The sequence below is a fragment of the Candidatus Villigracilis sp. genome (assembly GCF_057083605.1).
In genome coordinates this window covers 79,743-102,638 of record NZ_JBXMTI010000100.1, presented here as the reverse complement: position 1 = coordinate 102,638, position 22,896 = coordinate 79,743, and the positions used below count along the sequence as shown (strand labels likewise).

Here is a 22,896-nt window from a genome sequence, read left to right as displayed (position 1 = left end):
AGAATTTGCCTTGAGACAAAAATTAACCGAGTACATCAATAAAAATGAAAAGCTTCTTCCGCTTTTAATTTTCCTTCTCTTCCTTGCTGTTTCTTTGCCAGGCGTGAGTTGGGGAGCGCCTGCGCTATGGAACCCGGATGAATTGGTTTGGCGTGTAGATATGGCCCTGGCTGGCAACATGCAGTTCGATGTAACCGAACCGGATTTCAATTATCCCTCCCTGCCGAAGTACGTGATGTATGCCATTGGGGCACTCACTTATGGCATGGGGCGCTCGTCGTTCGCTTTTATTGTTGCGGCGCGCGTGTTCTCTGCGCTTTTGGGGGCATTGGGCGGGGTGCTGATCTATTACCTTGCGCGCTTGATTGGTGCAAATAAATATGTCTCCATGCTGGCCGGCCTGCTTTATATCGTAAGTGGTGTAGCGGCAGCCAATGGGCGCTTTGCACACAATGACCTGTATCTGCAGTTTTTTACGATCTTATGTGTGTATTGTGTTATCAAATATCAATATACGCACATAGTCCGCTGGTTGTACGCCTCCTTCTTTGCTGTTGGGCTTGCGGCTTCAAGCAAGTACACGGGTGGAAGTTTGATCCTTTTGCCTATTCTTTCCTTTATTATTTCAAACTGGGATGGAGTTCTTACCCGCTGGCTTCCCATAACCGGCAGGTTGTTCTTAGGAGGGGTGATCTCTTATCTGGCCTATGGGCTCGGCACGCCACAATCCCTGTTTACACCTGTGCATTATTTCTTGAATGTGATACCCGCTCTGCAGAACCTTACGGATTATGGGTTTAATTCTGGTACCCCCATTGGATTGTTCGGTCAATGGGGGGTTCTTAAGAATGCGGTGGGGGCGTTTGCCTACTACCTTTTCGTGCTTGCCTTCTTTTGGTTCGCAATCCGCTGGCTGGCATGGCGTATGGGGAGATCCTCATTTGAAAGCAGACAACGGGCGCAGGCTGTCGGCATCCTTCTTCTGACGGCGCTTATTTTTGATCTCCCATTCATGATCTCCATCAACTATATCGAGCGGTACTTTATTCCCACCGTCTCGTTCTTGGCGATCCTTGGCGCACTTTTCATTGAGGAAGTAATTGTATTTACAAAGGGAAAAGGCTGGAACTTCGTGCAGCCTATGGTCATTGTAGTAGTGATGATCGGGGTTGCACATTCCATGCTTCGGCTGGTCAGCATTTCACTCTTGTTCCTGAACGATTCTCGCATTGCGGCCAGTGAATATATTGCGTCTATTCGTGGATATCAAACAAGTATTGAATACACGTTGTATCCGCCTGCAATTGAGAGGCGACGTTTTGAGCGGGCACATAATTATCCGATTTATTTTGTGGAATGGGCGGATGATACAGTGCCAACGGGCGGACGTTTTGAGTTTAACCAGGGCGAACAAGGCTTGTTGGATCGGGATACGGATTTTTTTGTTGTGGATAGTTTCACCTATGACCGTTTTTATACCGAATCCATATGCATGACAACTCCAGTGGAGTGTGATTTTTTCAAACGGCTGTTACAGGGTGAGGTCGAAAACTTTCGACTGCTAAAGGAATTTAGCTATGATTTGCCGCCCTATCTGCCACAGGTGTCCGTTTCTGCAGTGAATCCCGATATTCTCATTTTTGAGCGAGTTCGTTAAGAAAACACCCTCATATAATTTGAACGAATAAACTCTTTTTCCAGATTCCTTGTTTATTAGGGGTCCGACGCGCTCTATTTTTTTTCCAGTACAACCAGGAGGCGTGTGGCGAACAATGAAGGGAAAGGTCGCAGAAACTTTTCCACAAATTTTACGAGGGGATATGCCCCTGCCGGGTAAAGTTGTGGCCCTGAGTATCCACCGGATGCAGCGTAAGCCAACGCCGCAATCCTTTCCACTTTCACGATATTCCACTCTGCCAATCGATCAGCAAAATTCTTTTGCGCAAAAATTCGAGTGGCATTCCCTTGAGCAGCGTAATAATCCATATTATCAATGTCCCAACCTTCCGGCGCAAACCATGAGCTCTCCTTCGACCTGCCAATAGGCTCCACATGTAAAAATCCGTATACCAGGTATCCAAGTGCGCTTAGCCCGGGTTCCATCATAATTACACGTCCACCCGGAGCGAGAACCCTTAGGAATTCCAAAAGGGCCGTCCCTGGATAGCGCAGGTGGTGAAATACATCCACCATCAACAGATTGGAAATAGATTCATCCTCAAAGGTAAGGTGGTAGGCATTTTCGATCCGGTCAAGCCACGGGTATGGGAACAGGTCCGTGCGGATGCAATCGGGTATGACTTCACGGATACTACCCATGCCCGATCCGAGTTCCATGGTTTTACCGGCCCGGTCACTGCGATGTTGATCCATGATTCGGTAAAGATCCATGTATACCCTGCGCAGTAACGGCTTGCGATGCCAAAGCTTGCTGTTTTTATCGATCAGCTGTCTGTGTAGATCAATGCCCATCATTGCTCTGCCGGCTTGGTGAAGTGCCCAATTTCGTAAACTTCTCCAAGAAAGGAAGGAAGGGCCTTCATCGCGATCAGTGAAACCTTGTTGAATAACTTTTCAGCTTCCTGCATGACCTGCTTTTCAGTGGAAAAATGATGCTTGCGGATATCGTACCCAAGCAGACGGAACATAAAAACCATGAATGGACGCTCCACTGGCACCCCATAAACAACCTGCCCATCCGGCTTAAGCACGCGGCGAATTTCATAAAACGCCTGAGACAGCTCGTTGGGTTTGAGGTGCTCCAATATGCTGATCAATAGAACGGTATCGAATTGATTATCTGCATAGGGCATGCGTAAAACATCGCCATTGCGAAGGTCGGGGTGAATGCCGTGTGATGCGAATACTTCCTTGACGCTGTCTACATCGCAGGTCAGGTCGATTCCGTAAATCTTCTTGTAGAGGCCATTCAAATTAAGAAAGGTCAGGCCGCTTCCAAAGCCGACTTCGAGGATGCTTTCCCCTCCTTTACACTCAGCCAGGCACAATTCCACACGGCGGCGGTACAAAGCGCCGAAAATCGGCAGATAATAGAAAATAACGGAGTAGATTTTTTGCACACCCTTATATTCTTTATAGTTTAATAAACGAAGCTTGTTTACCATTTTTTTCCTTTGGTAATGACATGTTCGGAATTATCGGATATTTTGTGTTCAACTATACAAACTTGACTCGTCTCGCCGCAAAAGCGACCATACGGAATAACAGCAAACCGTGTTTCCAGCGGGATATATTTGTAGTGCCGTAGGTCCGCTCGCGGTAGCGGATGGGCATATCAACGATCTTGCGGTTGAGTTTTGCCGCGCCAAAGATCAGATCGAAATCGCCGAAGGGGTCGAAATCCCCAAAGTAGGAACGGTTGGCCGCGATCTTTTCATAGTCTGCGCGCCACATCACTTTCGTGCCGCAGAGAGTGTCTTTGATGGGTTGTCCCAGCATCCATGAGAAGGCCATGCTGAACAGCTTATTGCCGATAAAATTCAGAGGGCGCATTGCTTCCTTTTCCATGGGATAGACCAGGCGCACACCGTTGATAAATTCCCCTTTACCTGTTGCAATGGCTTCATAGAAACGGGGCAGGTCTTCAGGCGGGACGGTTAAATCTGCATCGAGGATCATGAGAATATCACAGGATGCTTTCTCGAATCCGAGGCGAATGGCGTCAGCTTTGCCAATGCCTGTTTGTTTGAAGACCAGGCTGGGGGTCGAAGGGTGAAGCGGAATTTCATCCTGTATAGTTTGGTAAGTATTATCGCGCGAATGCCCTTCCACGAAGATGAGTTCGGTTTTTGATCCCATCTTGGGCAGGCGTTCGAAAATATTTTTGATGTTGCCAGCTTCATTTCGCGCCGCGACTACAACAGAGACGCTCGGTTCTTTTATCGGTTGGGGCGTGGGACGGGCGATGACAATATTAGATAGCGCAAATGCATTGAATGGCCAGAGCTTTACAAGGTAGCGATTTGCAAGCCGGCCGAGCGGCAGAGGCCAAAGAAATTCGCATGTGGTGCGTATGGTTTCAAACCCCGCGAGATGCAGTATGTTGTCGATATCTTCAATGGTCAGCCAGTTTTGACTGAGCATGGGTGCGGCGAGATTTAAACTTTGCGCAATGGTGAGAGGTAACTGCCAGAGGTGGCTGTAGAGATTTAGAATGAGTCGAGTGCCTGGTGTGCAGAATTTTTTTGTCTGCTCTAGCGCGCGTTGTACATCCCACAGGTCGTTGACGGTATCTGAAAGGATGATCACATCAAACTTGCCTTCGAGGCTGGAGAGGTCGTGCGCATCAAGCTGGTGGTATTCGATTTCGGGATGGCGCTGCCGGGCGCGCGCGATCATTTCAGCGGAGAAATCCACACCGACGCCGTGTGATGGCTGCAGGTGTGCGATGAGCTCGCCCATACCGCACCCGATCTCGAGCACGCGTTGGTTGGGACTCACGAGAAATTTGTAGACTTCAATTAAGCGGCGATGATACCAGCGCCCCATGCCGCGCCAATTATCCCGTTTTATTGCGACTTCGTCCCAGTGTGCCATGCGGGATTGTTGATAGGATTTGCCGGCTTCGTCGAATAGTGGTTTTATGTCCATAGCGGGATGATTTTACCTTGAGTATTTTATTTGGTAGCGTGGGGCTATTGGTTGGATACACCGAGATTGTATGCTCAGAAATTGGGTTATAATTCAGCCACTGAATTTTGGAATTATAAAGCATGAATATGGAATCAACAAACGAAGAACTCCGCGAACTCTCCCTGCTCGAACAAATCGAGAGTGACCCTGATGTGAACCAGTCCACGCTTGCCACCCAGTTGGGTGTGGCGGTTGGAACGGTTAATTGGCATTTAAAGCGACTCATCGCGAAGGGTGCAGTTAAGGTCTCGCGCGCCGAGCGTAAGAAGCTGCGCTACATCATCACGCCTGAAGGTATTGCCCTGCGGGCCCGCCTCGCGGTGGATTATGTGGAGCGCTCCTTCTCTGTTTACCGCCGCACACGCCAACGTGTGAAGGACCATGTTTCAAAAATCCGCCATGCGGGGTATGACCGTGTGCGCATCGTTGGTTCTGGCGATGTTGCCGATATTTGCAAACTCACCTGCCTTGAACAGGGCATAGCGGTTGTGAATGATAAATCTGTGCCAGCTCTGGTTCTGGATGGATACAAGATCAAGTTGGAGGGATTGGAATGACGGATCGACATGTATTGATCACGGGCGGCGCGGGATATATCGGTTCCATTCTGACCTCGGAGCTGCTGCGCGCCAATTACAGGGTCACCGTCCTGGACAGCTTACTGTTCGGCGGCGAGAGCATTGTCCCGTTTCTGAATCACCCCAACTTCCACTTCATCAAAGCCGATGTGACCGAGCCTCGGGCCGTGCGTGACGCGGTCAAAAAGGATTGGCAGGTTCCCAATGCCGTTATTCACCTTGCGGGCATCGTGGGATTCCCCGCCTGCCAAGCGGTGGGACGGCAGGTAGCCTGGAAGTATAACGTTGAAGCCACGAAACTGGTCTTCGAGCAGTCAGCAGAATTGGGCGTGGAAAGATTCGTGTTTGCATCCACTTACAGCAACTACGGCTTATCACCCGATGGCAAACCTGTGACGGAAGAGACCGCGCTAAATCCACAATCCTTGTATGCAGAGACAAAGATCGCATCGGAAGAATATTTGCTTTCACAAAAAGATGTGACCTGTGCGCCTTTGCTGTTCCGTTTTGCAACCTTGTATGGAATTTCCCCGCGCACACGCTTTGACCTGATCGTCAATCAATTTGTGCTGGATGCATTCATGAAGCGCTTTCTCATTATTTATCAACGCGGATATTCGCGCTCGTTCGTACACATTCGTGATGTGGTGCGCGGTGTGATCATGGGATTGGAAGCCGAAAAAGACAAGGTAAATGGACAGGTTTTCAACCTTGGCACTGAGAATGGAAATTATTCCAAAAATGAGATCGTGAACTTAATTCTTAAACGCATGCCTGAGACAGTGGTGGAATATAAAGATCTGACTTTCGGCGGCGATATGCGCGACATTACCGTTTCGTTTGAGAAGATCAAACGCGTGCTCGGCTTTGAAACGACCTTGACCGTGGACGATGGCGTGCGCGAAGTTTTGTTTGCGTTGAAGACGGGCTTGATCAAAAACCCGACTGATGACCGATATAGAAATGCGCAGTTTATAGTTCAATAGAATACAGGCGGAGTCCGAAGTCTCCTGACTTCGGATTACTATTCCAACATCTGGAGATGTTGGAGTCCAAATAGGAGAAAACATGGCTGAAAATTTTTGGCAAAATAAAAGAGTCATTGTGACAGGCGGTGGGGGATTCCTTGGCTCATTTGTCATTGAAAAATTGAAAGAACGCGGCGCGACGGATATATTCATTCCCCGCAAAAAAGATTATGACCTGACCGAGCGCAGTGGAATTGACCGTTTGTATAATGACACCTTAAAGGGCGTTGATCCTAAAAATGTGATCGTCATTCACCTGGCTGCGAATGTGGGTGGCATTGGGGCCAACCGCGAACATCCTGCGGAATTTTTCTATGACAACCTAATGATGGGCGTGGAATTAATGCACCAGGCTTGGAAGCGCGGAATTGGAAAGTTCGTTGCAACTGGGACAGTTTGTGCATATCCCAAGTTTACGCCCGTCCCATTCAAGGAAGATGACCTGTGGATCGGTTATCCCGAAGAAACCAATGCACCATACGGCCTGGCCAAGAAGATGATGCTTGTGCAGGCACAAGCGTATCGCCAGCAATATGGTTTCAATGCCATTTTCCTTTTGCCCGTGAATCTATATGGTCCACGTGATAATTTCAATCTGGCGACATCGCATGTCATCCCAGCGCTGATCCGCAAGGCTGTTGAAGCAAGTGAACGCGGCGACAAGGAATTGCCCGTCTGGGGTGATGGTTCTCCGACACGTGAATTTTTATATGTAGAAGATGCCGCTGATGGGATCTTAACCGCCGCGGAAAAATACAATGGTGATCTGCCAGTGAACCTTGGTTCTGGTTATGAGATCTCGATCAAAGATCTGACTGAAATGATCGTGAAGATGACGGGTTTCGATGGCAAACTTGCGTGGCAGACCGATAAACCCAACGGCCAACCCCGCCGCGGATTGGATGTCTCCCGCGCAAAGGAACTCTTTGGCTGGAGCGCGCAGGTCTCCTTTGAGGAAGGCATGAAACAAACGATTGAATGGTTCAAATCCAATCGCGACAAAATTAAGTAAAATGACCGAACTCACAAAGCACGAGCCTCACACTGTTTACATCAAACCATCCAAAGGTCTTGCGGCATTAAACTTGCGAGATCTTTGGGTCTACCGTGAATTGATCTTCTTCATGGTCTGGCGCGATGTGAAAGTGAAATATAAACAAACTCTTTTGGGCATGGCATGGGCGGTGATCCAACCTGTGATGACTATGTTGGTATTTACCTTTCTATTTGATCGAGTGGCAAAACTGCCAACGGAAGGAATTCCCTACCCTGTTTTTTCATTCACAGCCTTGCTGCCGTGGGGCTTGTTTGTCGTTGCGCTCAATCAGGGAAGCCGTTCACTCGTGGCGCACAACAATATGGTGACGAAGATCTACTTCCCGCGTCTGATCCTGCCCATGTCATCGGTCTTTGCCGGGCTGGTGGATTTTTTGATCGCCTTCTTTATTCTAATCATTTTGATGTTTTACTATCAAGTGACACCGGCATGGAATTTGCTCTGGACGCTTCCGCTTTTCCTCCTGCTTGCCATTGTGACTGCACTTGGCGTTGCTCTTTGGCTTTCGGCGATTAATGTTCAGTACCGCGATGTAAATCAAGCTCTTCCGTTCCTGACTCAGTTTTGGCTGTTTGCCACACCTGTAGCCTATTCCGCCTCTGTGATCTCTGAAAAATGGCAAGTCCTATACTTCCTGAACCCAATGGCTGGTGTGGTCAACGGATTTCGCTGGTCATTGCTTGGCATCGGTAATGGACCTGACATCACTCTTTGGGTTTCGGTCGGTATTTCAATTTTGATTTTCATTTCGGGCCTTTTCTATTTTAGAAGCATGGAAAAGACTTTTGCGGATACGATTTAATGGCAACTGCGATTTCGGTAAAAAACATCGGCAAGCAATATAAGATCGGCGCGGCAGAATCGAAATTCCGTTACAACATGCTGCGCGACGTGATCGTGGATACTGTCTCTGCGCCGTTGCGGTTGGCGAAGGCAATGATCGGCAGATCAGACCGCAGACAGAACCAGAATTACGTCTGGGCGTTGAAGGATGTTTCCTTTGACCTTGAGGAAGGCAGAGTCCTTGGTATCGTAGGGCGCAACGGCGCGGGCAAAAGCACCTTGCTCAAGATTCTCTCCCGCGTCACAGAGCCAACCGTGGGCACAGTCTCCGTGCGCGGGCGTGTTGGTTCGCTGCTCGAAGTAGGAACAGGCTTTCACCCAGAATTGACTGGCCGCGAAAACATTTATATGAACGGTGCCATCCTCGGCATGCGGCGTACTGAGATTGATTCCAAATTTGATGAGATCGTTGATTTCTCTGAAGTCACTCAATACATTGATACACCCGTCAAACGTTATTCATCTGGAATGTATTTGCGTTTGGCTTTTGCAGTGGCCGCACATCTTGAGCCTGAAATTCTGGTTGTTGACGAAGTGCTGGCGGTGGGTGATGCAGAATTTCAAAAGAAATGTCTCGGCAAAATGGGCGATGTGGCGCAGCAAGGCCGTACAGTCTTGTTCGTCAGCCATAACATGTCTGCCATTCTTCGCCTTACAGAGGAAGCCATTGTTTTAAACAAAGGCCAAATGCTCATGCGCGGACCCACGCAGGAAGCCGTTGACTTTTATCTGTCATCGGGTCAGGCGCAGGCGGGTCAGCGGGTTTGGGAGGCGGATGAAATCCCAGCGGCGAGTGCGCCATTTCAGCCGATCAGCTTGAAGATTAAGAGTCGAAGCGGGAAGGTTGTTGACACTGTCCGTTCCACAGAGCCAGTCACCGTTGAGTTTGAATATCAACTGGATGCGCCCGTCACGGGCCTGCGTGTTGGTTTTTATCTCAGCACCATGCGGGGCGAGTATGTGCTCACCTCGTTCGATACCGATGCGCCGAATCTATTTGAGAAATTCGATTCGCGCAATGCAGGCCGCTACATCAGCCGTGCTGAAATCCCCGCCGATATTTTCAATGAAGGCCGCTACACCATTGGCGTGAATGCCAGCTCGTTTGGCGTGCGCCGTTATTTCATGGATGAAAACGCGATCGCGTTCAACGTGGATATTACCGGCGCGCCCGGCACGCATTGGCCCGAGCCGCGCGTGGGTCCCATCCGCCCTCGTTTGAATTGGGATATCGAGAAATTGGATTGATTTTCACCACAGAGATCACACAGTCCGCAGAGAAGCCTTTTTTAGATCTCCGTGTTCTTTGTGTGCTCTGTGGTAAGAGATTTTGATGCTAAAGAAAACTAACCTCAAAAATATTCTTGGCGACCTGCCCTTCACTGCCGAAATCGATTGGATGCTTCGATCAAAGAATCGTCCGCGCAAGGATCATTACAATTTAGATCGTCTGCAAATGTCTTTGCCGGCAGCGCGCACTGTCGTTGAGCCCATTGCCAGGGATGTAAGGCCCGGTAAGAATGTTTTATTTTTTGCGACACTTCATTATTGGATCGAGCAATCTGCATATCTGGGCCTAGCCCTGGCTGGACTTGGACATAAGGTCACCTTATTAACCCTGCCCTATGCCGAGTGGCACAAGCAAAAGGATAACTTCACACAGCGACAGCGTGTGCTTCATACAAAGGATGCTCTTTCGACCTTATCCCCATTAATTGAACACGCCTCCATGCTGGACCTCAAGCCTGCCTCTGTTCTCCCAGAGAGAATCCAGGCTGACGTAAAAGAGATCTCGCTGTGGGATACACAGTACACCCTGATGCGCGAAGAAGTGAACATGGATGATCCCGAAGATCGCGCATTGTATGACTTGCGGGTTCAACGAAATACATTCGCCGCAAAGGCTGCGCTCGAATGGATGCAGACAAAAAGGCCCGATGTGGTTTTGATCCCAAACGGATTAATCCTTGAAATGGGAATCGTCTTCCGCGTGGCACGCTATTTGAACATCAACGCTGTTACCTACGAATTCAACGACCAGCGTGAACAGATCTGGCTGGCGCAAAACTCGTCCATCATGCAGCAGGATACCGATTACATCGTGGAAGCGCGCTGTCACCTGCCGATCACCGATGAAATGTTCGAGCGCGTGGCGGATCTTGAAAATGCCCGCCGCGGTGCACGCGTTTGGGGGAAATCCAAACGGTTATGGCAATATGTCTCTTCGCAAGGCGCGCAGGAGACTCGCAAACTGCTCGGTTTGGACAATCGTCCCGTAGTGATGCTCGCTGCGAACGTGTTGGGTGACAGCCTCACCCTCGGCCGTGACATCTTCGCCGCCTCAATGACGGAATGGATCACGAAGACCGTTCAATATTTTGCAAAGCGGACCGATGTGCAATTGGTCATTCGCGTTCACCCTGGTGAGAAACTTGTACCGCAGGCCAAATCCATGGGAACGGTTGTGCGTGATGCATTGCCTGAGCTCCCGGGCAATATTCATATCATTGGCGCGTTGGATAACATTAACACTTATGACCTGATAGAAATCGCCGATGTCGGTTTGGCATATACCACCACGGTCGGGCTCGAAACCGCTATGAATGGTCGCCCCGTCATTTCCTGCGGACAAACCCATTATCGCAGCCGAGGCTTCACATTGGATCCAAATTCATGGAATGAATATTACGCCACCCTCGATAAAGTTTTGGCGGATATCCCTGCCCATCAATTGAACGAGAAACAAGTTGAATTTGCCTGGAATTATGCCTATCGATTCTTTTTTGAATACCCGCGCGCCTTTCCCTGGCGCCTGATGAATTTCTGGGATGACCTCGAAGTTTGGCCTTTGGAAAAAGTGTTAAGCGAAGAAGGCTTGGCGCAATTTAAAGACACGTTTGATTTCTTGGTTAATGAACCATTTACGTGGAAGTAGAGATACTCGGTGGTCGAGTAGGCGGCATGTCCTTCGCCGCCGTATCGAGACTACCTATAATTGAAGCAATTTTATGTTTGGCAATTACTGTTGGTCTCGATACGTTCCTCGCTGTCGCTCGGAACTACTCGACCAACGAGTTATGAGATAAATACATGACCAACGACACAAAACAAAAAGTACGCGAGTTTTATGACGAGATCGGCTGGCAGCAGGAGGATGACGGGAATTATCAAAACGCCCGTTACGAAGACCTGCGCCCGGTTTCGCGCGAGTACATTCACAAGACGCGGCTGCGCGTGATGAACGGACTCCTCCCCACGGGTAGATTCCTTTTGGATGCGGGTTCCGGTCCCGTTCAATATGAGGAATATAAAGTCTATTCGCAGGGATATCAGAAACGGGTTTGCCTGGATATTTCCATTCAAGCCCTGCGCGAAGCTCGTGAACGAATTGGTGATCACGGCTTATTCGTTGTTGGTGACCTGGCGAATCTGCCTTTCAAACAGGAATCTTTTGATGGAGCAGTTTCCATGCATGCCATTCATCACCTCGCGCTGACAGAACATCCACGCGCCTACAGCGAAATTCACCGCGTGCTTGCAAGCGGGCGGACTGCGGCCATTGTCAACGGGTGGCATGAACCTTTCCTGAGCCGTATGGCGGAACCCTTGATTGGTCTTATGCGAAAACTCTCTGGCCGCTCGGCGAAAAAGAAGAAGGAGTGGTTAAGCGAGGAAGACCCCTCAGGAACCTTCGTCCAAAAGATGACCCCCGAATGGCTCAAACGCGAGATCGGCTCAAAGATGATCATTGAGATCAAGCCCTGGCGCAGTGTGAGCACGCGCGTCCTGCGCTGGTTCGTTCGTCCCTTCGGCGGACGAACATTCTTGAGATTCGTATTCTGGTTGGAGGGCGTCTTTCCGAAGTTCTTTGCCGAGAATGGACAGTATCCGTTGATCGTGGTCAAAAAATAGAATGATCCTGAAGAAAAAGCCGTTCCCTGAAATCTTATTTCTTTTGCTTGTTTGTGCCGTGGTGTATCTCCCCAACCTCGGCAAATTAACTTATTTCAAGGATGACTGGTATTACATCTACGATGGCATGATCGGGGGTGCGAAGGTCTTCCATGAGATGTTCCGCATTGACCGCCCTGCGCGCGGTTTTTTCTTTGAATTATATTTTTCATTATTTGGCCCAAACCCACTTCCGTATCATCTTGGCGCATTCTTTTGGCGCGGTCTAAGCGCTGTTGGCGTGTTATGGATATTCAACATCCTCTGGCCCAAGGAAAGAAAATTCGCATTTCTTGCCACCTTACTGTTTGCCATTTATCCAGGCTACTTTTGGTGGATCAGCGCCATTGAATATCAACCCATGATCGCCAGCCTGGCATTGCAGGTGTTTTCGATCGCATTCACGTTGAAGTCAATTGGGTCTTCAAACCCGGTTTCAAAAATTGCCTATCTGATCGGTGCGATTCTGACAGGCTGGGTCTATATTGCTCTTGTGGATTATGCGATTGGGATGGAAGTCTTCCGCTTCCTGTGTGTCTATTTGTTTGTCAACCGAACATCACAGGATTTTTTCTGGAGGAAGGCTTTCGCCTCTCTCCGCGCCCTGGGCTGGAACCTGCTCATCCCGATCGGATTCTCCCTTTGGCGGACTCTGATCTTCCAGAATCAGCGTGCAGCAACGGATATTGGCGGACAATTGAGCGTCTTTCTAAATTACCCCATTGCTACAATCCTGGATTGGTTCTTTCAACTCTATAATAGCTTGTTAAATCTTGCCGTTCTGGCATGGATCAATCAGTTCCCAACTTTTTTGCAGGGACTTCGTCTGCGCGATATGGCATTTGGCTTGTTGATCGCGGCGCTCACCATTTTCCTGGTTGTGGTGGCGGAGAAGATGATCAAGCGATCGGCGGAATCAAATGCTGGGGATGGCGGGCAGGATCAGGTCAAGTACGAAGCGCTTCTGCTGGGCGGCGTGGGGATGGTCTTCGGGGTCTTGCCGGTCATCATGGCGAATCGTTACGTCAATATCACAGGGTTTTCGCATTATGGCCTGCCTGCTTCGCTGGCGGCGGCAGTCTTCATGGCGGGGTTTATCGAATCCCTGTCGGTACAGCGTGCGCGTTCGGTGCTGTTGTATGCGGTCATTGCAGCTGCGGCTCTCGCGCATTATGGGATCTCGGTCAATGCGGTAATAGAAGAAACTGCACTTCAAAAATTCTGGTGGCAGGTGAGTTGGCGCGTTCCCATGCTCCGATCTGGCACAACGCTGGTGGTCAACTACCCGCTGCCCGGTATGGGAGATGGCGGATATGGACTGATGGAAGCGGCAAATATTATCTATTTCCCTGAACCAACCGGAGAACCGATCGTGAAGTATCCCATTGCCGGGCTGACGCTTAACAGCGAGACGCTGCCGGATATTTTGAACGGCGAACGCTATAATCAGACTCAGTATCGCAGCCATGCCGTCGACTTTGATTATGGAAACCTGCTCGTCCTTAGCCAACCGACTTTGGGTTCGTGTGTGCATGTGATCGATGGAAGCGAACCTTTGACATCCACCTATGATCCGGTCAATGTAACCTTCGTCGCGCCGTCGTCTAAGATAGAGAATGTAATCGTTGAGGCCAGCCCCGTCACTCCGCCCGAATATATATTTTGGGAAGAGCCTGAACATAATTGGTGTTATTACTTTGAAAAAGCGGAGCTGGCTTCACAATTGGGCAATTGGAAGAGTGCAATCGCACTCGGCGAAGAAGCCATCGGCCTGGAACTCAGTCCTGAAGACCATTCAGAGTGGCTGCCGTTCTTGAAGGCATACGCGATCACTGGCAATGCAGGTCGATTGGAACAAACCGCCAAGCGGATCATTGGAGATAGGTCTCTCCGAATACAAGCTTGTGATATGTTGAGTGCAATTCGAGAACCCTTATTGCCTGAAGTGACGCAGGTAATTGCTGTGGACTATTGCAAATCGGCACCGGAATAATATGTCAAAATTCACCGACCAGAACTATCTTACACAACATCAGTACAAAGACTCAAGCAACCTCAATGCACGCATCGAGATCCACAAACGCTTTAGCACAAATCCGCAAGGCTGGTTCCATTGGGTCTTTGATACACTTGCCCAACTGCCTGCGCAGGCAAATGTTTTGGAGCTGGGTTGCGGCGCGGGTACGATGTGGCAGGAATGTGCGGATAGAATCCCTGCTGGCTGGACGATCACGCTGACCGACCTTTCCGATGGCATGTTGGATGCGGCCTGGCGCAACCTGGTTCCGCTGGGGCGCAATTTCAGGTTCGAAAAAGTGGATGCACAGTCCATTCCATATGACGATGAGACCTTTGACATCGTCATAGCCAATCATATGTTGTACCATGTGCCTGATCGCCCAAAAGCGCTGGCTGAAATAAAACGGGTATTGAAAAAAGGCGGATGTTTAATCGCCACAACAGTGGGCGAGCATCACTTAAAAGAAATAACGGATTGGTTACGGCAGGTCAGTGGAAAATCTTTTGAGTCATTTATCAATCCTTTCACCCTAGAAAGCGGCTTAGCACAATTGAATCAAGTTTTCGCGCAAGTGACAATTTCCCGCTACCTGGATAATTTGCATGTAACAGAAGTCGAACCGATTATGGCTTATATTCGTTCTGGTTTCCGTGTTTCGGAAGTATCGGAGGCCGAACTTGCCAGAGTTAAACTCGACCTTGAAAAAGAATTAAAAGAAAACGGCAGGGTTTTTATTTCAAAAGACTCGGGCTTGTTCAAAGCCGTAAAGTAGTTCACGTCATTGCGAGGGCGCTAGCCCGAAGCAATCTCCACTTATGCAAGTAGATTGCTTCGTCGGCGGGAGAGCGCCTCCTCGCAATGACAGATCACTAGGAGAACGTATGGACTGGAAAAATCAAGTTGTACTGATCACGGGCGGAACAGGCTCGTTTGGGAAGAAATTTACGAAAATTCTGCTCGAAGAACATCAGCCGAAGAAGGTCATCATCTTCAGCCGCGATGAATTGAAGCAGCACGAAATGCAGGTGGGCGGTTACAACCATCCTGCGCTGCGTTATTTCATAGGCGACGTGCGTGACCGTGAGCGCCTCGTCCGTGCCATGCATGGGGTGGATGTCGTTGTCCATGCGGCGGCGCTGAAGCAGGTCCCTGCTTGTGAATACAATCCGATGGAAGCCATCAAGACCAATATCATGGGCACGGCAAATGTTGTCGAAGCGGCGCTTGATGCGGGCGTAACGAAAGTGTTGACGGTCAGCACGGATAAAGCTGTCAGCCCCGCGAATCTTTATGGAGCCACAAAACTCGCAGCAGAGAAGTTAACGATTCAGAGTAATGCTTATGCCGGAGGTTCAGCAACCAGATTTTCCTGCGTCCGATACGGGAACGTCGTCGGCTCGCGCGGCTCGGTGGTTCCGCTGTTTCTAAATCAACGTTCGAACGGAAAGATAACCATCACCGATGATCGCATGACCCGCTTCTGGCTTTCGCTGGATCAGGGTGTCCGTTTTGTGATCCATTGCATCGAGCAAATGGAAGGCGGCGAAGTTTTCATTCCAAAAATTCCCAGCACAAAAGTTGTCGATCTTGCCAAAGCCATCGCGCCCAAAGCGGAAATTAATATCATCGGCATTCGCCCTGGCGAGAAACTGCACGAGATGCTTATCTCGGAGGATGAAGCGCGGCACACGATTGAACTTGATACCATGTTTGTCGTGCAGCCTGCCGAAGCCACATGGTTTGGTTATTCATGGAAGGACAAAGGCAAAACGCTGAATGAAGGTTTTTATTATTCAAGCGATAACAACACTGAATGGCTGGATGTTGACGGCATCAAAAAATATATTGCTCCGTTTGAAGAGTTGTTTGTGCAAGGCAAGCTTGAAGGCTAACCCATGCCACGTATCCTGATCACCGGTATCAGCGGATTGCTCGGCATTAATTTTTCGCAAGAGACCATGACCAAGCATGAAATTATTGGCGTGGATCGCGGCAAATTAATGAATGCGCCTTTTAAAATTTTGAATGCAGATTTGCTGGACTCTGGCGCAGTGGATTCCATCCTTGACTCTGCGCGACCCGAATGGCTGATCAACTGCGCGGCTCTAGCGGACCTGGAAGCCTGCGAAGAAAACCCAGACCTTGCCCGCCGTCTCAACATTGACCTGCCCGCGCAAATGGCAAAGGCCTGCAAAACACGCGGCGTTGCCTTCGCCCACATTTCAACCGATGCAGTTTTTGACGGTGAAAAAGATGGGCAATACACAGAAAAGGATTCACCCAATCCGCTGGGCGTGTATGCGCAAACCAAATTTGAGGGGGAGAATGCGGTTTTATCCACTTATCAAAAAGCCATCGTGGCGCGCGTCAATTTCTACGGTTGGAGCCTGGGCGGCAAACGCAGCCTGGCAGAATTTTTTCTAAACAACCTAAACAATAACAAAAGCATGAGCGGTTTTACGGATGTCATCTTTTGCCCAATGCTGGTGAACGATACTGCCCGTATTTTAGTAAAAATGTTGCAGCGCGGCTTGAGCGGTTTGTATCACCTGGTAGGGCCGCATGCCATGAGCAAGTATCAATTCGGCGTGGAGATCGCCCGCAAGTTCAAGCTGCCCGAGAGCGAGATTTCTCCGAAATCCATTCATTCCTCGAGCCTTTCTGCCCGCCGTTCCCACAATTTATGGCTTTCTACCCACAAGCTGACCACAGATTTGGGCCTGGTTTTGCCCGAGTTTTCCACAGGTTTGAACGAGTTTTACACACAATACCAGCAGGGTTATCCACAGAAAATCCGTAGTTATCAACAGGCGTAGGGCGGATTGGCAATCCGCCTTACCCAAAGTTACCCACAGGATACACTCGCTATCCACAGTTTAACCCCACTTACCCACAGGCTTTACCCATCCTTATCCACAGGAATCACTTCACTATCCACAATTTTGGAGGAGTTATGGACATAAAATTCGGAAACCGTACAATTGGATTAAATCATCCTACTTATTTCATCGCCGACATCGCCGCCAACCATGATGGCGACATGGAGCGCGCTAAATTGCTTATCCGCCTCGCAAAGGAAGCAGGCGCGGACGCAGCCAAGTTTCAGAATTTTGACGCGCCGAAGATCGTCTCAGACTATGGCTTCAAATCCATGAATGGCGGACAGGTTTCACATCAGGCAACCTGGAAGAAATCTGTGTTCGAGGTGTACAAAGGCGCTTCCATCCCTTTTGATTGGTCCATGACGCTGGTGGAGGAGTGCAAAGAAGTTGGCATAGACTATTTTTCCTCACCCTATGATTTTGAGGCGATAGATTTCCTCGACCAATATGTGGAAGTTTACAAAGCAGGTTCAGGTGAAATTGACTGGATCGAAGCGCTGGAGCGAATGGCAAGCAAGGGCAAACCATTCTTCGTGGCCACGGGCGCATCCACCATTGGTGAAGTGCAGAAGGCAGTTCATGCGATTTTGAAAATCAATACGCAACTAGTTTTGATGCAATGCAATACCAATTACACGGCCAGCCCCAATAACTACGATCATCTCCACGTAAATGTTTTGAAAACCTATGCCACCATGTTTCCTGATGTGATTTTGGGATTGTCTGATCATACACATTCAGTCGCACCTGTTCTTGGCGCGGTGACTTTGGGTGCGCGTGTAATCGAACGTCACTTTACAGACAGTAATGACCGCGAAGGCCCCGACCACAAGTTTGCGATGAACCCTGAAAATTGGGCGAAGATGGTCGAAGAGACTCGCTTGTTGGAACGCTCGCTTGGAAGCCCCGACAAATTCATCGCCGACAACGAACAGGAAACACAGATTGTGCAACGTCGCTGTCTGCGAGCGGCGCGGGACATTAAAGCGGGTGAGACGTTCACCCGTGACATGATCGACGTGCTGCGCCCCGCCACACCCGGTGCGATCAAGCCCGACCAGATTCAAAACGTCATTGGTACAAAAGCGTTGACTGACATGCCCCTCGGCAAGGAATTGCGCTGGACAGATTTAGGCGCGTAAAAAGATATTCGGGAATCGATATTCGATAATCGGATCATGATGCCCGAGTATCGAATATCGAATATCGACATGCGAATTATTTATTTCTCCCTCGGCTACTCCACACACGATTATCGTTTTCTAAAGGCCATTTCTGATGGCGGACATGATGCCTTCTTTGTTCAGTTGGAGGGAAATCAGCGGCAGGTGGAGAGTCGTTCTGTGCCTGAAAATGTGACTCAAGTCATTTGGAGGGGTGGGAGGAAGCCGTTTCAATGGCATGACCTGCCCGCTTTGACTTTCGACTTTCGACGTTTGACTCGTGAGATCAAACCAGACCTCATCCACGCTGGCCCCATTCAAACCTGTGCGTTCATCGCGATATTGAGCGGATTTCGCCCGGTACTCACCATGTCCTGGGGATTTGACTTGATGGATGATGTCCATCGCGGCAAATGGTGGGAAATCGTTACGCGTTACGTGTTGAAACATTCCACGTTCTTTACCAGTGATGCAATGGTCACGCGCGATAAGGCTGTAGCCTATGGGATGAATCCTGACAAAACGGTGGTCTTTCCGTGGGGTGTTGACCTCGAGCACTTTGCGCCGACCACAGACTATAGACTATCGACCATCGTCGATCGTCCATCGTCTGCGGTCACATTGTTTTGCAACCGCTCCTGGGAAACCCGCTATGGCGTGGACGTGCTTACCCGCGCGTTTGTCATAGTGGCGCAGCAAAGTGAAAATGTGGATCTGATATTGCTGAGCGGCGGCTCACAAAGCGCAAACATCCGCAGGATATTGCAAAGTGGCGGTGTGCTGGACCGTGTCACTTTCGGTGGACAGATCTCACAAACGGAATTGCCGCGCTGGTATCATATGGCGGATTTATATATCTCACCTTCACATGTGGACGGCTCGTCAGTCTCGTTGATGGAGGCGCTGGCTTGCGGCCTGCCATGCCTTGTTTCGGATATTCCTGCCAACAGGGAGTGGGTCGTGGAAAATGAAAACGGCTGGTTGTTTCGTGATGGGGATGTGGATCACTTAGCCGAAAAGATTCTGGCGGCGATGAATCAGCGTGAGAAAATGCCCGAGATCGGCCGCGCAGCCCGCAGGTCCGCAGAGAGGCGCGCGGATTGGAAAAAGAATGCCGAAGTGTTGATGAATGTCTATCGAAGTTTAATTTGATATGTCGTTGCGAGGACGGAGAACTTCCCGACGAAGCAATCTCCTAATCATTTGGGGATTGCTTCGCCAAAAAACGGCTCGCAATGACATGGAAGGATAATATGCTGACACACAAAGATCTGCTGGATGGCTTTTCAAAAACAAATATCAAAAATGGCGAGACGATCATTGTGCATACGTCGTATAAATCGCTGGGTGGCGTGGAGGGCGGCGCGGATACGGTGATCGATGTGATGCGCGAGCTGGTGGGGAAGGACGGCACCGTGATGTTCCCCGCCTTCAACTTCCAATCGTGGACGGAGACGCATTACTGGGATGTTTTGGAGACGCCTTCGAAGATGGGTGCGATCACCGAGACTGCACGCCTCAGGCCTGATGTAAAGCGGACCCCGCATCCGATCTACAGTTTCTCCGTTTGGGGCGCACGGGCGGATGAATTTTCAAAGACTGAAGATGTTGAAGCCTATGGACCAAACTCGGCCTTTGCATTATTCCATAAAATAAACGGGACGATCCTGAGCATTGGCCTGGACTTCAACAGTACGTTTTCGATGCATCATTATATTGAGTATAACGTGGGCTGTGATTATCGCCGCATCAAGGAGTTTTCGGGTATCTATGTCGGTTATGACCGCCTGCCGCGTATCAAGACCTATTCCATGTTCGTTCGTAATGATGACACTGTGAAAACCTATATCAACCCTGGCATGAATGAGCTGCTGGCAGCGGGCGTTATTAAAGAAATTCAGGTCGGCGCGGCGAAGATCCACTTTGCCACGGCGAATGATTTTTACGATAACATGTCTGTCATCGTGCGTGAGCACCCCGAGAAATTGCACTATATTGAAGAGCCGAAGTACAGGAAGTTCTAGCGGGGTCACCCCGCCCAGATAGACATTATTCAATAACAGGGCGAGAAGACCTCGCCCTACGTGAAACGATTATGAAACCTTACACCTCCCTCAAATCCATCCTCGCGGAATTCTTTCCCCTGCATCGCACCCTCGCCTCCGATGACCACGACAAAACGTTGGAGATCGTCGGTTCGTACATGCCTGATTCATCCAATTACACCATTGAGACATACGCGCCTCTTACCAAAGTGTGGACGTGGCAGGTTCCTGAGCGCTACGTTGTGCATGAAGCATACCTCGAGATCGAAGGCGGCGAGCGCGTCGTGGACTTCAAGGACAATCCACTTCACATCGTTTCATACTCATTGCCAATTGATAAGGTCTTGAGTTTTGAAGAGCTCCAGCCGCATTTGTATTTCAATGAGAAACGTCCGCACGCAATTCCGTGGATCTTCAAATACTATGAACGCGATTGGGGTTTCTGCCTTCCGAAAAATACTTTTGACAAGCTCCCTCGCGACAAAAAATATCACGCCGTGATCAAATCCGAATTCATCACCGACCCCGCGCAGGGATTCAAAGTTGCCACTGCAGTTGCCCACCCCGAAGGCGGGGCGAGCCCCGAAGCGGGTGAATTCATTGTGCAGGCACATACCTGTCACCCCATGCAGGCCAATGACGATGGCGCGGGCGTGGTCAGCACGATCGAGTTGGCGCGGCGGCTCGATGAGCATCCGCTTCCGGCTGGCTCGATGAGCATCCGCTTTTGGTTTGGGCCCGAGACGATAGGCACGATTGCATATCTTGCGCACAACGAAAACCTGATTCCCAATCTGCGGGGCGGCATTTTTATGGAGATGACAGGTAATCAAAATAAGATCGCATGGCATCATACCCGTCAGCACGATCACCTTCTTGACCGCATCGCACATCACGTTTTACGCGAGGCTGAACACGCCGAACGTGACTTCGCTTCTGCCCCCGCCAACGACGAACGGGTCATCAACGGACCTGGTGTCAACGTGCCGTGTATCTCCATCAACCGCTGGCCTTATGATGAATATCACACCACCGACGATAACCTTGATATCATTCACGATGATATGCTGCTTGGCGCAGCGGATGTCGCCGAGCAGGTCATTCGCATTTACGCCAGCAACTATGTCCCTCAACGCACCTTCCACGGCCCCGTGTTTCTCAGCGGCAACGGCCTGTGGGTAGACTGGCGTGATAATTGGGCGCTCAACCGCGCCATCGAAAAGATCATGATGCGTTTTGAAGGCCAGCATACGGTCTTCGATATTGCAGAGCAGGTCGGCCTCGATTACTGGATGGTACGTGAATATGTTGAGAAATTCCGCGCGAAGGGATTCGTGATTGCGAAATCAATTCCTTCGGAAGCTCAAATATCATAAAATTCCAATATAAGTATCCACCAAAGGAGAAACGATGATGGTCATTACTTTTATTCTTGCTTTTGCCCTGGCATTTGCTGCCGCGTTCTTTGCTTTACAGAATCCCACCCTGGTCTCTGCGAATTTCTTTGGCTACGCAGTGGATGCATCGCTGGCTATGTTCGTCCTGATCGGTCTTGGGGTCGGCTTCCTGATCGGAGTCTTGGTGATGCTGCCCGGCCGCATCAAAAGTGGGCTGGCCAATTCTCGAAACCGAAAGAAACTGGCGGACCTGGAAGCCGGGCTTGGGTCACGCAAACCCGCCTCGGGCGAAAAAAGAACGCCTGAATCCGATTACGATGAGATGCCCTAGAACAAATCCATGAAGCCGCGTGTCATTGCCATCATTCAGGGACGCATGTCCTCATCCCGTTTGCCTGGGAAGATCCTCGCAGACATTGCGGGTCAGCCGATGTTGACTCGCGTCTTCGTGCGGACCTCGCGGGCTGCTACCGTTACCGAAACTATTTTCGCCACGACGACAGACGCCTCTGACGACCCCGTAGCTGAGTACTGCGACTTTAGCGGCATTCCCTACACCCGAGGCAGTTTGTTTGATGTGCTTGATCGTTATTATCAAGCCGCGTTGCAAGCCAAAGCAGACGTTGTTGTCCGTATCACCGCGGATTGCCCCGTTATTGATCCCGAGTTGATTGATGACGTGGTCAATACTTTGATCGAAGATGAGTATGACTTCGTCTGCAATCGTCTCCCCCCGCCATGGACTCGTACCTATCCCATTGGCCTGGATGTCGAAGCCTGCACCTTCAAAGTCTTGAAGCAAGCATGGAAGGACGCCAAAGAACCTCAGCACCGTGAACATGCCATGCCGTATTTTTATGAAGGCGTCGAACTGACCACAGTAAACCGCCAACTGCAAACTGGCCTTTCCCCACGCGGATATAACGTTGCCCTGCTCCATCACACCACCGACTTCGGCGACTACCGCTGGACAGTGGACACGCCCGAAGACCTTGAATTCATCCGCCAGGTTTACAGTCGCTTCGATGGGCGTGATGATTTCACCTGGAAGGAAGTTTTGGATTTGGTTCACAACGAGCCCAAGTTGATGGAGATCAACGCGGAAGTGCAGCATAAGACGCTCAAAGATATTGATAAGAGGGCGTTAAAGAAAAAATAAAACTGTGTCGCTCTGAGGGAGCGTTCTTCGCGACCGACACCGTACCTGCGTTCGGTGCAGGTGAGAGTCTCTTTCGTGAAATCAGAGACCCTTCGCCGAAAAGCGGCTCAGGGTGACACG

21 protein-coding genes are annotated in these 22,896 nt (G+C 49.9%); 18 read left to right on the top strand and 3 right to left on the bottom strand.

Annotated features, from left to right (window positions below; all coding sequences use genetic code 11):
- Positions 1-10: 10 nt before the first annotated feature.
- On the top strand, positions 11-1,657 hold the full coding sequence (locus AC14M5_RS14665) for an ArnT family glycosyltransferase (RefSeq protein WP_484030426.1): 1,647 nt from the start codon (positions 11-13) through the stop codon (positions 1,655-1,657).
- Positions 1,658-1,731: 74 nt separating this feature from the next.
- Here AC14M5_RS14665 and AC14M5_RS14660 read toward each other — a convergent pair whose 3' ends face one another.
- From AC14M5_RS14660 to AC14M5_RS14650, 3 genes are all read right to left on the bottom strand, one after another.
- Positions 1,732-2,391, bottom strand: coding sequence for a methyltransferase domain-containing protein (locus tag AC14M5_RS14660; RefSeq protein ID WP_484030425.1), 660 nt, complete (start codon positions 2,389-2,391; stop codon positions 1,732-1,734).
- 80 nt (positions 2,392-2,471) lie between these two features.
- Positions 2,472-3,125, bottom strand: coding sequence for a class I SAM-dependent methyltransferase (locus AC14M5_RS14655; protein WP_484030424.1), 654 nt, complete (start codon positions 3,123-3,125; stop codon positions 2,472-2,474).
- Positions 3,126-3,177: 52 nt separating this feature from the next.
- Positions 3,178-4,611 (bottom strand): glycosyltransferase, encoded by a 1,434-nt coding sequence (locus AC14M5_RS14650; protein WP_484030423.1) that lies wholly within the window; start codon positions 4,609-4,611, stop codon positions 3,178-3,180.
- A 122-nt stretch (positions 4,612-4,733) separates the two neighbouring features.
- Here AC14M5_RS14650 and AC14M5_RS14645 point away from each other — a divergent pair, with 122 nt between their 5' ends.
- From AC14M5_RS14645 to AC14M5_RS14565, 17 genes are all read left to right on the top strand, one after another.
- The gene (locus AC14M5_RS14645; RefSeq protein WP_484030422.1) at positions 4,734-5,210 is read left to right on the top strand and encodes a winged helix-turn-helix transcriptional regulator; all 477 of its coding nucleotides are present in this window, start codon (positions 4,734-4,736) and stop codon (positions 5,208-5,210) included.
- The gene (locus AC14M5_RS14640; RefSeq protein WP_484030420.1) at positions 5,207-6,217 is read left to right on the top strand and encodes an NAD-dependent epimerase/dehydratase family protein; all 1,011 of its coding nucleotides are present in this window, start codon (positions 5,207-5,209) and stop codon (positions 6,215-6,217) included. Before AC14M5_RS14645 ends, AC14M5_RS14640 begins: the two co-directional genes overlap by 4 nt.
- An 82-nt stretch (positions 6,218-6,299) precedes the next feature.
- Positions 6,300-7,271: a GDP-L-fucose synthase family protein gene (locus tag AC14M5_RS14635; protein WP_484030419.1), complete on the top strand. Its 972-nt coding sequence runs from the start codon at positions 6,300-6,302 to the stop codon at positions 7,269-7,271.
- A 1-nt stretch (position 7,272) separates the two neighbouring features.
- Positions 7,273-8,118, top strand: a complete 846-nt coding sequence (locus tag AC14M5_RS14630) for an ABC transporter permease (protein WP_484030418.1) — start codon at positions 7,273-7,275, stop codon at positions 8,116-8,118.
- The gene (locus AC14M5_RS14625) at positions 8,118-9,407 is read left to right on the top strand and encodes an ABC transporter ATP-binding protein (RefSeq protein WP_484030417.1); all 1,290 of its coding nucleotides are present in this window, start codon (positions 8,118-8,120) and stop codon (positions 9,405-9,407) included. Before AC14M5_RS14630 ends, AC14M5_RS14625 begins: the two co-directional genes overlap by 1 nt.
- Positions 9,408-9,492: 85 nt before the next feature.
- On the top strand, positions 9,493-11,094 hold the full coding sequence (locus tag AC14M5_RS14620) for a capsular polysaccharide export protein, LipB/KpsS family (RefSeq protein WP_484030416.1): 1,602 nt from the start codon (positions 9,493-9,495) through the stop codon (positions 11,092-11,094).
- A gap of 155 nt (positions 11,095-11,249) precedes the next feature.
- Positions 11,250-12,071 (top strand): class I SAM-dependent methyltransferase, encoded by an 822-nt coding sequence (locus AC14M5_RS14615; protein WP_484030415.1) that lies wholly within the window; start codon positions 11,250-11,252, stop codon positions 12,069-12,071.
- A gap of 1 nt (position 12,072) precedes the next feature.
- Positions 12,073-14,103 carry a hypothetical protein gene (locus AC14M5_RS14610; RefSeq protein ID WP_484030414.1) on the top strand — a complete coding sequence of 677 codons (2,031 nt, stop codon included), beginning with the start codon at positions 12,073-12,075 and terminating at the stop codon, positions 14,101-14,103.
- Position 14,104: 1 nt separating this feature from the next.
- Positions 14,105-14,902, top strand: a complete 798-nt coding sequence (locus AC14M5_RS14605) for a class I SAM-dependent methyltransferase (protein ID WP_484030413.1) — start codon at positions 14,105-14,107, stop codon at positions 14,900-14,902.
- 109 nt (positions 14,903-15,011) lie between these two features.
- Complete coding sequence (pseB, locus tag AC14M5_RS14600) at positions 15,012-16,022, top strand: UDP-N-acetylglucosamine 4,6-dehydratase (inverting) (protein WP_484030412.1); 1,011 nt, start codon at positions 15,012-15,014, stop codon at positions 16,020-16,022.
- 3 nt (positions 16,023-16,025) lie between these two features.
- The gene (locus AC14M5_RS14595) at positions 16,026-16,946 is read left to right on the top strand and encodes an SDR family oxidoreductase (RefSeq protein WP_484030411.1); all 921 of its coding nucleotides are present in this window, start codon (positions 16,026-16,028) and stop codon (positions 16,944-16,946) included.
- A 137-nt stretch (positions 16,947-17,083) separates the two neighbouring features.
- Positions 17,084-18,154 carry an N-acetylneuraminate synthase family protein gene (locus AC14M5_RS14590; RefSeq protein WP_484030410.1) on the top strand — a complete coding sequence of 357 codons (1,071 nt, stop codon included), beginning with the start codon at positions 17,084-17,086 and terminating at the stop codon, positions 18,152-18,154.
- A 69-nt stretch (positions 18,155-18,223) separates the two neighbouring features.
- Complete coding sequence (locus AC14M5_RS14585) at positions 18,224-19,327, top strand: glycosyltransferase family 4 protein (RefSeq protein WP_484030409.1); 1,104 nt, start codon at positions 18,224-18,226, stop codon at positions 19,325-19,327.
- Between the two features lie 101 nt (positions 19,328-19,428).
- On the top strand, positions 19,429-20,199 hold the full coding sequence (locus AC14M5_RS14580) for an AAC(3) family N-acetyltransferase (protein ID WP_484030408.1): 771 nt from the start codon (positions 19,429-19,431) through the stop codon (positions 20,197-20,199).
- Positions 20,200-20,270: 71 nt separating this feature from the next.
- Positions 20,271-21,596 (top strand): DUF4910 domain-containing protein, encoded by a 1,326-nt coding sequence (locus AC14M5_RS14575; RefSeq protein ID WP_484030407.1) that lies wholly within the window; start codon positions 20,271-20,273, stop codon positions 21,594-21,596.
- A gap of 34 nt (positions 21,597-21,630) precedes the next feature.
- On the top strand, positions 21,631-21,948 hold the full coding sequence (locus AC14M5_RS14570; protein WP_484030406.1) for a LapA family protein: 318 nt from the start codon (positions 21,631-21,633) through the stop codon (positions 21,946-21,948).
- Positions 21,949-21,957: 9 nt separating this feature from the next.
- A complete protein-coding gene (locus tag AC14M5_RS14565) occupies positions 21,958-22,776 on the top strand; it encodes a cytidylyltransferase domain-containing protein (RefSeq protein ID WP_484030405.1) in 819 nt (272 codons plus the stop codon).
- The last annotated feature ends 120 nt before the right edge of the window (positions 22,777-22,896 follow it).